Here is an 11,460-nt window from a genome sequence, read left to right as displayed (position 1 = left end):
TAAGTATCTACATGCCAATACCTGCTGCATATATACTACTTATAAATTGAACAAGTGGCACAGTCGTCAGGACGATGGTGATGGCTGGCCACTACAGGTACAGGGCAATGTCAAACAAACTCACCCCCAATACGAATCCAAGCGAATCCATGGTCTATGAAATCAGAATCAAGGGACATCTGGGTCCCGAGTGGAAAGACTGGTTCGAGGGCTTCGCCATCACGCTGGAAGACAACGGCGATACGCTTCTTGCCGGTCCCGTAGCCGATCAGGCTGCATTGTATGGTTTGCTAAGAAGAGTGCGTGATTTAGGAATGCCGCTGCTCTCGGTCATTTACGCCGACCCCGGTCGTTAATACCATTAGGGCTGTACCTAAAGGAAGGAGCTCCACATGAAAGCTATCATATGTACAAAATACGGATCGCCGGATGTTCTTCAGCTCAGAGAGGTAGAAAAGCCTGTTCCCAAGAACAATGAAATACTGATCAAAATCGTGGCGGCCACCGTAACAGCAGGAGACGCAAGGCTTCGAAATGGCAGCAGAAAATCATTGCCCCTCTGGCCGCTCTCCAAATTAGCGATTGGTCTAACAAAACCAAGAAAAGCGATATTGGGCGTTGAACTGGCTGGGGAAGTTGAAGCCGTGGGCCGGGATGTCACACGATTCAAGCCGGGGGATCAAGTATTTGCGTCAAGCGGCTTTGGCTTTGGGGCGTATGCCGAGTATTTGGCAATGCCTGAGGACGGGGCGGTGGCATTGAAGCCGGTCAATATGAGCTACGAAGAAGCCGCTGCCGTTACGGTCGGGGCATCCACCGCGTTGTATTTTCTGAGGAAAGGAAATATTCAGAGCGGACAAAAGGTTCTGATCTATGGCGCTTCCGGGGCGGTGGGAACTTATGCGATACAGCTTGCCAAATATTTTGGGGCCGAGGTAACCGGAGTATGCAGCACCGCGAATGTGGGATGGGTGAAGTCGCTCGGCGCAGATGAGGTCATCGATTATACGAAAGAGGATTTTACGGAGAGAGATGTGGCCTACGATATTATTTTCGACACGGTGGGCAAGACATCATTCTCACGCTGCAAGGGCTCGCTCAAGCAGAAAGGATCCTATGTGCTGGCTGTCATGGATTATGTGGAGGCTGCACAAATATTGTGGACTTCTATAATCGGTGGCAAGAGGGTCATATCCGGGGTAGCGAGCGATAAGGCGGAGCACCTGAACTACCTCAAAGAGCTGATCGAGGCGGGAAAGCTGCAGTCGGTCATCGACAGGCGCTATCCGTTGGAGCAGGTCGCGAAGGCACATGAATATGTCGATAAGGGACATAAGAAGGGCAATGTAATCCTCACAGTGAGCGGCGATCCAGCAGGTGGAGAATAATTAGAGGCGCTTGCCTGGGGCATGATTTTCGTAAACGTTGAACCTGGATGCCTGCGAATATGCAGAGATGTTCTCGTTCCAGCTTGCTCGAGGGCGAACGCCTGGAGAGATTTGCTGCGGGAAATAGGGGCTCCTGCCCAGCACCCATCCGTGCCCGCCTCAATAGGATGTTGTTGTAAAACAATCCGAAGGAGGCGTGTAATAAGTTGAAGAAGAAAGCTATCATCAAGACGAAAGCAGGGTATGCTTGTGCTAAACGAAAGAAGCAGCGGCATGTCCATGAATTTGAAGGCAGTACCAGATTGGCTGAGGAAGGCGAGGATCGGCATAATCATCGCTTCGCAGGTGTAACGGGGCAAGCGATTCGAATAGGGAACAGCCATGTGCATGAAATAGATTTTACCCATACCGATTTCTTGGATCATTTTCATAATTTGAAGAAAATAAGAACGGGGCCAGCTATTCCGGTCGGAAACGGCAAACACGTCCATTTTGTTACAGGCAAAACGACCTTGAATGATGAACATTTACATCCATTTAATTTCGCCACTTTAATTCAATCCCCTCTTACGAAGTGAACGAAGGCCCGATAAGCTTCAATGAAAGTCTATCGGGCCGAAGCAGAGCTAGTGGCGCGCAACTTGACAGCCGTCCTCATGCCAGCCCTGATGGGAGGGCGCGATTCTAAATAGCGAGCATTCCTGCGCAAACGCAGGTTTTTTCTCGTTTCGGCCTGCTATAGACGAAATGCCTGCCAAAGCGCAGGAAATTCACCCTATATTCCTCTAATCGGCTCATTCTGCTCACAATGCCTGCACTTGTGCAGGCATTGTAGTGTTCGCGGCTTCTTTTATCCGGAATTCCTGCACTTACGCCGGATTTCTTCTCTGTCTGCGGGGTAGTGGACGGGGGAGCGGGTAACTTTTTCCTGGAGCGGCCGTCTAATTGGTAAGTATACTTTGGGGTGAAGAACAGTGATTGTTAAAGCAATAGCTAAATGGCGGTATACATTGATAGTGGCCTGTGTAATATTGGGAATGGCATTGGCTTCGTGTGGAGTTAACGATCCGGGCAGAGCGCATATTAAGGGTCCTGATGCCTCCACTGGAAGCATGGCTGCGGATTCAAATATGGATTCAAAATTAAGTGGAGCTCCGGATGGGGATGCCGACTCAAATTTGGGAGAAAGCCATCAGGAGTACACGTTCCCGAAGTCTGTTAAACTCCAATTTCAGCCGGTAGAGATTAGCGAACTTTCTAAGGAGCAGGCAGGTGGGACATGGGAGCATACGCAAACAATCCCCTTCGGTGAGATCGATGGTGAGCCCGTGTTGTTGGAAGTGTACAAAACTCACGATGAAGAAGCACTTTGTGGATTGAGCTATGAGCGAGTCGTATTGGTCGAATACAAAAAAGAAAAGTATCGCTACCAGGATTGCTTCATGGGAAGTCTTGAGGAGGAGCATCCTGAACAGCATGCTGCGCTGTTCTTATTGGGCTACAAGCATGAGGAGAATCGGGATTCAACTCGTATCGTTCATGGGGCCGTTGAACTGAGTGCCAACGGTCCGGGCAGGATGGTTTATTTTTATTTCGATGTGGGGCAAGGCCGATGGTATGGTTTTGAAGATTGGGGCTTTCCCCGAGTGGTTGATTTGGATGGCGATGGAACTGCTGAGCTTGTGAATCAATTCCAGGGATTACATATGTCTTGGCCTGATGTTACTGTTTATCGATGGACGAATCGCAGCCTTGAAAAAAGCCCGCCCCTTAAGAGCGCGCTTGGAGTACCAAATGCATCATATAGTACAGCAATGTTAGATGATCAGGCTCGAATAAACATTACTGCTGTTATGAACGTCGAACATGAGTACAATGTCACGGCTAGCTATAGATATAATGATGGTGAGTTGAAAAGGGTAGATGTGGAGTGACACTGCCTATGCTTACGGGGCTCTGGCGGCATGAGAGAGGAACTCTCTGGAATGGTAGTGGCAAAAACTATCTCATGGCGGTGGTGCCTCTATTTTACAAAAGAGCGGTTCATTTTTTGTGAAAACACTATGAAAGCTCCCTGCATTCTTCGATAGCTGACTCTGTGGATCATTGACAAAATTGTCGGCGAGGAATATTCTGAATGGGCAACGGTTTTTACATTTATCCCCATATGTATAAGTTGAACTTGCTGTAGTGGCATGGATCGTTTGAATGGCTCATTCTGCTGGTGCGAATGTGAAGCTCACATGAAATCCCTGGGGGTTTCGCACCTCGCTGCTGGCGCGGGTTTCGGGGATTTTGTAAACATATTTTATCAATTTTAAGTGTTCAAAAATGTGATTCGCACTAAAGCGCTTTCAAAGCCTTGCCAGACAAGGGCTCAAAACGCCCGCTGTCACTCCCTACGCGGGAGTGTGGATTGAAATCATTTATTATCGCTTGTCTACTCATAGCGACAGGTCACTCCCTACGCGGGAGTGTGGATTGAAATTCTCCAAGACCTGTACTGGATATACGCAAAGTCGTCACTCCCTACGCGGGAGTGTGGATTGAAATTCTCAAAAACAATCTGAGAAGGAGATTTTAAAATGGTCACTCCCTACGCGGGAGTGTGGATTGAAATTCCACTATTCGCAATTTATTGTCATGTAGGGGTGTCACTCCCTACGCGGGAGTGTGGATTGAAATTCCTTAAACACCCGCCGGAACGTCTGCTGCTTGCCGTCACTCCCTACGCGGGAGTGTGGATTGAAATCACTGCTCGTTAAGCACACGGGTTTGGTTAGCCCGTCACTCCCTACGCGGGAGTGTGGATTGAAATCGAAACAGGAAGAGTATTGCTTACCAAATGAAAATGTCACTCCCTACGCGGGAGTGTGGATTGAAATCTAAAGCGATGTATGTAATCATTTCCACTTTATGTCACTCCCTACGCGGGAGTGTGGATTGAAATGGGAGTGATACGTGAATTATCAATGGACGATCACGGTCACTCCCTACGCGGGAGTGTGGATTGAAATTATTACTATCAAAATCGATACGCAATATACGATCGTCACTCCCTACGCGGGAGTGTGGATTGAAATGCGGTTGGTAGAGTCCGAACGGGAACGAGATGAAGTCACTCCCTACGCGGGAGTGTGGATTGAAATTGTCCGTAGAGGGATTGTAAGTCCTCTAGGCGCTGTCACTCCCTACGCGGGAGTGTGGATTGAAATACGATCACCAGCACGATAGCGGCCACGGCCAGCAGTCACTCCCTACGCGGGAGTGTGGATTGAAATTCCATCGTGACTTCGAATGCAAGCAGATAATCGCGTCACTCCCTACGCGGGAGTGTGGATTGAAATCTTGAACCGTTGTTTTATAAAATAGTCATGCCTGTCACTCCCTACGCGGGAGTGTGGATTGAAATTCTGCAGGATTACAGCGCCGCATACGCAACACGGTCACTCCCTACGCGGGAGTGCTGGATTGAAATTCTGGACTGGATAGAGGCGTGGGATTTGATAGGGTCACTCCCTACACGGGAACCTGGAGTGCTTGTTACCCTTGCTTCTTCCTGGCGGCCTCGTTACGGGCAGAATAACGGCGTAAATGGGGATTTTTGAAGGACAATCTGCTTATACCTGGGAGGTATGAAAATGAAGGTCAAACGAATCGTCGCCAATATAAATACGAATGATCTCATGGCAGCAAAATGCTTCTACCAGGATGTGCTTGGCCTTGATTTAATGATGGATCATGGCTGGATTAGAACTTATGGTTTAAACGAGGAGATGGGCATTCAAATTAGTTTCGCCTCACAGGGTGGCTCAGAAACGCCTACGCCTGATCTATCGATTGAAGTCGATGATGTCGATACTGCATTAGAAGGCATGAAGAAAGCTGGATTTCCGATAGAATATGGGCCAGTTGATGAGCCTTGGGGAGTTCGACGATTCTATGTCCGCGATCCGTTCGGCAAGCTTATCAACATTCTTGCTCATGAACATGGAAACACGAACGGCCAATCGTAAAAAGACGCAGGTTTGTTCAACTATCGAGTACGATTGTTCAAACGGATCATGGGGCAGTTTGCCAACGGCAGCTGCTCTTTCTTTGTTTACCTGGACGCCCAGAACGTTTGAATGCTCGTGCCATGATTTAGCCCAATGCAGCCTGATAAAGGCTGCATTTTTCGTTGCAATACCTCCATAAGCAGGATGTCCATCCGCCTTGCTTGTCGCTTTATGACGATCGTCACTTATCATATGATGCTCCCTTCTCCTATAGTTGCTTCAAGGAAATAAATTCGTCCTAAGAAGGAGTGGGAAGGTTGTATGACGAAATGGAAGTAAAACAATACAGTGTTCGGAAAATATTGGGGCTATGGGCATTGGTTGCTTTGCCGATGCTCCTTATGCGATTCGTATTGATGCCTGTTCTGGTGCCAATCGTCAGTTTTCACCCGGGTATTCTCTATTGGATGCTCATGATTGCTGGCATGATCTGGCAGTTCGTGCTGTCTGTCATCATTCTGAGAAGAGAACTGGGCCGCTTGAGCTGGGAGAAGCTGAAGCAGAGATTATGGTTGAATCATCCGATTCATCCGAGGACGCATCGAATCTACAAGCTCGCTTATTCATTCACGATTCCAATTATTCTGTACGCTTTTTTCTTTGAAAGCTCAGGCTTGTTCGGGTTTATGGAAGAGGCGATCAATCGGTTTTTCCCGGCAATGGCTCCAGAGGAGTATACGCTAATTGAAAATCTGGCGACCCCCGAATTCGTCGGCGCCTGGTATCTGCTTGGCATTGCGCTTGTCAGTTGTTTGTTTAATTATTTATTGGGGGAAGAGCTGTTCTTCCGGGGGGTTCTGCTGCCCAAGATGAGGGGAGCTTTTGGCAAATGGGATTGGGCCATGAACGGCGTCCTGTTCGCTGCCTACCACCTTCATAAAATATCGGAAATCCCTCTGTTTATTATCGGATCGCTTTTTTACGGCTTTTTGAATGTCAAATATCGGAGCTTCTGGCCAGCCATCATCATTCACGGAGTGGAAGCCATTCCTCTGCTGCTAGGTGTTGCTGCCGTCGTTCTGGGATTCTTATAATGTGATCCATTATTAAGGGAAGTGCGGTCTTATGAATATGTCAACGATTCAGACACTCAGCAATACGAAAGTTTCGAGAATTTTTTTCTACGGACTGGCATGTGTCTATGTGGCTCTGCTATTGCTTTTCGTTGTTCTATCTCAGTATAAGGGCTTCATCGTTGTTGCGATCCTCATCGGGCTCTATTTCATCAGGCACTCGGAGCGAGTATTGAATCATCCCAGGTATCACCCTGTTGCAGCCGTATCTCCGCTTGTGGAAATCATTCTGCTCTTTCTCTTGTTCCTGCGAAGCGGCACAGAAATTGAGAGTATCGTATTTGTGCTCTTTGCTGCGGATCTTCTTCTGCACTACAAGTCGTGGTACGCGCTCCCGTTTGCCTATGGCGGGTTTCTGGCTTATATATTGTTGTGGCCGGGAGAGGGCGAGGATATATGGAGCAATGTGATCGGTATTTTGAGCTATTCGTGTCTGGTTATTCCGATCTGGAGCACGAAGCTGCTGCTCAATCAAAGGGAGCTGAGCCTCCGCTTAAACGATGCTTTGATCCAGGAATCCAGGACGAGGGAAGAGATGGCGGCATTAAAGGAGAGGACCCGGATTGCGGAAGAAGTTCATGATACGGTGGGTCATACGCTAACGACAGCGATCGTCGCCCTTGAAGGGGCGCAGCTGCTCTTCGAGAAGAGACCGGAGGAAGCTTACCGGAAGATTCTCGTTGCACGCGAGCAGATGAAGGAAGGACTCGGCAATATCCGTCAGGTCGTCAAGACGTTGAAAGCTGCGGACGGGACAACGGGCGGCCTGGGGCTGAAGGAGGGGATAAGCAAGATCATAAGCGATACGGCGAAGCAGACGGGTGTCCGGTTTATTTTTCATTATGAGGTGGCCGCCCCTCTTATCTCCCTTCAGGAGTATGTGGTGCTGAGCGCGATCAAGGAATCGATTACGAATGCGCTGAAGCATGGCAAGGCAGATGTGATTGAGATCGCAGTGCTGGAGCAGCAAGATACGATACATATTGCGGTAAAGGATGATGGAAGAGGCAGCGATTCGGTGGTATACGGCTTTGGCCTGAATACGATGGAGGAAAGAATAGTGGCCATCGGAGGCCAATTCAGTGTGGAAAGCGAGCCGATGAACGGGTTTGCACTCCATATCCGCATGCCTGTTGCGAGGGGGATGGTTCATGGATAGCGATCACAAAATCAGTGTCATGCTTGTGGATGACCAGAAAATTATGCTGGAAGGTCTGGAAACGCTGCTTTCGATCCGCACGGATGTAGAGGTCGTTGGGACGGCTCTAACAGGTGAGGAAGCGCTTGAACGGCTCCGCTCGGTTGTTCCGGATGTTATTCTGATGGATATCCGCATGCCGGGCATGGGAGGCGTAAAGGCAACCGAAGCCATTAAGGAGCTCTATCCGCAGGTGACCATTCTCATCTTGACGACCTTCGACGATGATGCGTATATTATTGAGGCTTTAAGCAATGGAGCTTCCGGTTATTTGCTCAAGGACATCGACGGCGAGAAGCTTGTACAATCCATACATGAAGCGTTATCCGGCAATTTGCTGCTGACCGGCAAGGTGGCGCATAAGCTTGCCCTCAATATCCGCAGCAAGAACAGCCGATTCGAGCAGGCGGGCGAGGAGCTTGAACTGACGCCAAGAGAGCTGGATCTTGCAAGACTGCTTGTAGAGGGGTACAACTCCAAGGAAATCGCCGACAAATTATTTCTGACTCAAGGAACGGTGAAGAACTATTTAAGCGGCATCTATACCAAGATCGGAACCAATGACCGGGCTAAGGCGGCGCTGTTATTAAAAGGATACTTGTTCGATCATTGATGATATTTGTTGGTTGGATGCTTGTTATATTGGCATTGAAGCATTGAAGCATTGAAGCATTGAAGCATTTAAGCATTTAAGCATTGAAGCATTGAAGCATTGAAGCATTGAAGCATTGAAGCTGAAATATTTACGAATTTGCTGCTCTGCTCCCATAGCCTTGCCAGACATGGGCTCAACACGCCCGTTGCCGCTCTAATGCGGGATACATAATAATAGGCTCCGAACGAAATCAGCGGTTGACTCCTTCTCGGGGAGGGGAGGAGGCCAAGAATTCCTGCGTAAGCGCAGGAATTCCGGCCAAAAGTAGCTTGAAGTGGAATAATGCCTGCAATTACGCAGGAATACGAGGCCAAATTCGCCGATATGAGCAAATATGGTGAGAAAGCCTGCGTTTTGGCAGGTATTAGCTCTTCATCAGCCTAGAACGGAAGAAAGCCTGCGCTTCGGCAGGTATTAGCTCTTCATCAGCCTAGAACGGAAGAAAGCCTGCGCTTCGGCAGGTATTAGCTCTTCATCAGCCTAGAACGGAAGAAAGCCTGCGTTTTGGCAGGCATTAGCTCTTCATCAGCCTAGAACGGAAGAAAGCCTGCGCTTCGGCAGGCATTAGCTCTTCATCAGGCCAGCACGGCAGAAAGCCTGCGCTTTCGCCACTGTTGCAGGCATATTCGACGTGTCTGGGATCGCTACCTTGGGCGGGGTTTATCAACAACTAATCTGCACCAGCCTATCGTTGTTCCAGCAGCTCCGCTCAACGATTCACCTGAAGCGTGAAGGCAAACATCACGCCTCCCTGCTCGTTGCGCACATCGTATCGGCTGCCGTGCAGGTCGAGAATTTGCTTCACGATGGCGAGGCCGATCCCGGTTCCGCCGCTTTCGCGGGCGCGTGCTTTGTCAACGCGGTAAAATTGGCTCCATATGCGCGGGAGTTCTTCCTCCGCTATGGGATCCCCCTCATTATGGACGGTGAAGCGCCATTCGGCACCGTCCCGTGCAGCCGCAAGCGTGACCGTTCCTTTGTCCGGCGTATGCCGCACCGCGTTAGTCACCAGATTGGTCAGCACCTGCCCGATCCGGAACCGGTCGGCCAGAACCTCGACGATTCCGTCCTCATCTGCAGGCGGCACGGACACCTTCACAAGGACATGTCTCTCTGCTCCGAGCGCATCCGCGCGTGCGGCAGATTCCTTGAGCAGCTCCGCAGCATCGAACGGCTCCAGGTTCAGCCGGTATTGGCCGGATTCCAGCTGGGACAAGTCCAGCATGTCACCAACAATGGCGGACATGCGCCGCGTCTCGTCCAGAATGACTTCCACGTATCTCTCCCGCTTGGCCCCCGTTCCGATGTTGTCCTGCAAACCTTCCGCATACCCTCCGATCAAGCTGAGCGGCGTCTTGAGCTCATGAGATACTCCGGCAATAAAATCGCGGCGAATCCGCTCCAGCGCTTTCTCCCGCTCAATATCCTCCCGCAGCTTGTCGTTGGCTTCATGAAGCTCCGCAAGCGCCCCCTGCAAGTTGTCTGCCAGGAAATCAAACGTCCGCGCAAGTTCGCCGATCTCATCCTTGCGGCGCCACTGGATGCGAACGGAGAAATCAAGCGACGCCAGCCTGCCGGCAAGCTCGTTCAGAGAGCGGAGCGGTCGGGTAAGAATGCCAGCGTACAGGAAGGCCAGCACCGGTACGAAGACGAACGCAACGCCAAAGGCATACCAGGAGAAATCGCGGATAACTTTCGCGGCACCGATAACCGGCTGCAGCGAGGATGTGGCGAAGAGCAAGGTACCGCCGCCGTGCCCGTCGGTTTCAATCGGAGCGACCGCAAGCAGCTGATCGCTAGCGGAATTGAGCGAGCTATTCCCATGAGAACGGTACACGAGCGTCATGGACTGGTTCATGACCTGGTCGACTGCATGCGAATCCTTCTGCCATTCCTGAAGCGCCGACATAAATTTGCGGGTCTGCTCATCAGGACCATAGGGCAGCATAGGAGGCCATCCATTCTCCTGCGAATCTTCGGGCACATCCTGCTTTGCTCGCTGGACCAAAACTTTATTGTTCGCCATCGTCACCAGTGAAATTGTCGCGTAATAATCATTTTCGAACTGGAAGAAGTATGGAGGGAACCCGTCCGTAGCTAAAGATGAGCTTGAGCTCTTATATTGGTCACGTAGGAGATTCAGTTCCTGCTCAATATCCTTGATCTGCCGACGCTCATAGAACGAAGAGAAGCTTCCTGCAAGAACCGTGAGCAGTACACCGAGAAACAGCATGATGACAACAAAGGTGATGGCGAACAGCCGGAATGCGACAGAATGTCTCCAACGGGTCATGATGTCACCTTCATCTTCATCCGGTACCCGGCACCTCTTAATGTAACGATCCAATCTGCCCGCGCCCCGAGCTTCTGCCGCAATCGTTTCACATGCGTATCCACGGTGCGGACATAGCCTTCGTAATCATATCCCCACACAGCGTCCAGCAGCATCTCGCGGCTAAGCACCCGGTTGCGGTTGCGGACGAAGTGGAGCAGCAGATCAAATTCTTTGGCCGATAGCGCAAGAGGTGCGCCGTCAAGCTCCGCTTCCCTAGCCGCCAGATCCAGCGTTAACCCTTCCGCTTTCACCCATTCGTTCGCGGCTTCGGTTAACACCATTTTATTCGCCGTCTCGATAGACATCGCTCTTTTCACCGTCTCCGCCCGTTTCAGCAATGCTTTTATTTTGGCTGTCAGCACCTTCGGGCTGAACGGTTTGGTTATGTAATCGTCGGCGCCGAGGTCGTATCCGAGCAGTTTGTCGTCTTCTTCGGATTTGGCCGTGAGGAAGATGATGGGCACATTCGATATGGCGCGGATCGCCTCGCATACGTCGTACCCGTCCAGTCCCGGCATTAGAATATCAAGAATAACGAGCTGGGGGTTGTGCTCCCGGAACCTCTCCAAGGCCATGTCGCCCCGCGCGCATTCGCACCAGTCCAGGCCATCCTCGTCCAAATAATCAGCGATTAATTCGCGGATTCGCCGTTCGTCCTCGACAATAAGCACTTTCGGTTTCACGCTGTTCAGTCCCTTCTTGCCGCGTCCATTTCACAGGTTTATTGTAAGCGAGCCATACCGCTTTGTCACC

Annotated in this window: 10 protein-coding genes and 1 CRISPR repeat array; of the genes, 8 read left to right on the top strand and 2 right to left on the bottom strand. The window is 50.4% G+C overall.

Annotation, left to right across the window (positions count from 1 at the left end):
* Nucleotides 1–107: 107 nt before the first annotated feature.
* From K0T92_RS04165 to K0T92_RS04130, 8 genes are all read left to right on the top strand, one after another.
* Nucleotides 108–356 (top strand): hypothetical protein, encoded by a 249-nt coding sequence (locus tag K0T92_RS04165; protein ID WP_219871108.1) that lies wholly within the window; start codon nt 108–110, stop codon nt 354–356.
* A gap of 36 nt (nt 357–392) precedes the next feature.
* Entirely contained in the window at nt 393–1,388 is a 996-nt protein-coding gene (locus tag K0T92_RS04160; protein WP_219871107.1) for an NAD(P)-dependent alcohol dehydrogenase, read from the top strand.
* A 206-nt stretch (nt 1,389–1,594) separates the two neighbouring features.
* The gene (locus tag K0T92_RS04155; RefSeq protein ID WP_246627822.1) at nt 1,595–1,966 is read left to right on the top strand and encodes a YmaF family protein; all 372 of its coding nucleotides are present in this window, start codon (nt 1,595–1,597) and stop codon (nt 1,964–1,966) included.
* Nucleotides 1,967–2,362: 396 nt separating this feature from the next.
* Nucleotides 2,363–3,322, top strand: coding sequence for a hypothetical protein (locus K0T92_RS04150; protein WP_219871106.1), 960 nt, complete (start codon nt 2,363–2,365; stop codon nt 3,320–3,322).
* Nucleotides 3,323–3,779: 457 nt separating this feature from the next.
* Nucleotides 3,780–4,800: a CRISPR direct-repeat array (repeat unit 32 nt; unit sequence GTCACTCCCTACGCGGGAGTGTGGATTGAAAT).
* Between the two features lie 229 nt (nt 4,801–5,029).
* A complete protein-coding gene (locus K0T92_RS04145; protein ID WP_219871105.1) occupies nt 5,030–5,404 on the top strand; it encodes a VOC family protein in 375 nt (124 codons plus the stop codon).
* A gap of 299 nt (nt 5,405–5,703) precedes the next feature.
* Complete coding sequence (locus K0T92_RS04140) at nt 5,704–6,480, top strand: CPBP family intramembrane glutamic endopeptidase (protein ID WP_219871104.1); 777 nt, start codon at nt 5,704–5,706, stop codon at nt 6,478–6,480.
* 31 nt (nt 6,481–6,511) lie between these two features.
* Nucleotides 6,512–7,678 (top strand): sensor histidine kinase, encoded by a 1,167-nt coding sequence (locus K0T92_RS04135; RefSeq protein WP_219871103.1) that lies wholly within the window; start codon nt 6,512–6,514, stop codon nt 7,676–7,678.
* Complete coding sequence (locus K0T92_RS04130) at nt 7,671–8,330, top strand: response regulator transcription factor (RefSeq protein ID WP_219871102.1); 660 nt, start codon at nt 7,671–7,673, stop codon at nt 8,328–8,330. The genes K0T92_RS04135 and K0T92_RS04130 overlap by 8 nt, the downstream gene beginning before the upstream one ends.
* A gap of 751 nt (nt 8,331–9,081) precedes the next feature.
* Here the strand turns inward: K0T92_RS04130 and K0T92_RS04125 are convergent.
* Entirely contained in the window at nt 9,082–10,665 is a 1,584-nt protein-coding gene (locus tag K0T92_RS04125; RefSeq protein WP_219871101.1) for a sensor histidine kinase, read from the bottom strand.
* A complete protein-coding gene (locus K0T92_RS04120; protein WP_219871100.1) occupies nt 10,662–11,390 on the bottom strand; it encodes a response regulator transcription factor in 729 nt (242 codons plus the stop codon). Before K0T92_RS04120 ends, K0T92_RS04125 begins: the two co-directional genes overlap by 4 nt.
* Nucleotides 11,391–11,460 lie beyond the last annotated feature (70 nt).

Origin of the sequence: Paenibacillus oenotherae (assembly GCF_019443105.1) — a bacterium.
In the GTDB taxonomy this organism is placed as follows: Bacteria; Bacillota; Bacilli; order Paenibacillales; family Paenibacillaceae; genus Paenibacillus_Z; species Paenibacillus_Z oenotherae.
This window is presented reverse-complemented; position numbering and strand designations above follow the sequence as displayed.

Excerpts from the sequence above, each read along its gene's own strand:
- K0T92_RS04130 (WP_219871102.1), top strand. The coding sequence starts at position 7,671 with ATGGATAGCGATCACAAAATCAGTGTCATGCTTGTGGATGACCAGAAA.
- K0T92_RS04125 (WP_219871101.1), bottom strand. The coding sequence starts at position 10,665 with ATGACCCGTTGGAGACATTCTGTCGCATTCCGGCTGTTCGCCATCACC.
- K0T92_RS04160 (WP_219871107.1), top strand. The coding sequence starts at position 393 with ATGAAAGCTATCATATGTACAAAATACGGATCGCCGGATGTTCTTCAG.
- K0T92_RS04145 (WP_219871105.1), top strand. The coding sequence starts at position 5,030 with ATGAAGGTCAAACGAATCGTCGCCAATATAAATACGAATGATCTCATG.
- K0T92_RS04165 (WP_219871108.1), top strand. The coding sequence starts at position 108 with ATGTCAAACAAACTCACCCCCAATACGAATCCAAGCGAATCCATGGTC.
- K0T92_RS04135 (WP_219871103.1), top strand. The coding sequence starts at position 6,512 with ATGAATATGTCAACGATTCAGACACTCAGCAATACGAAAGTTTCGAGA.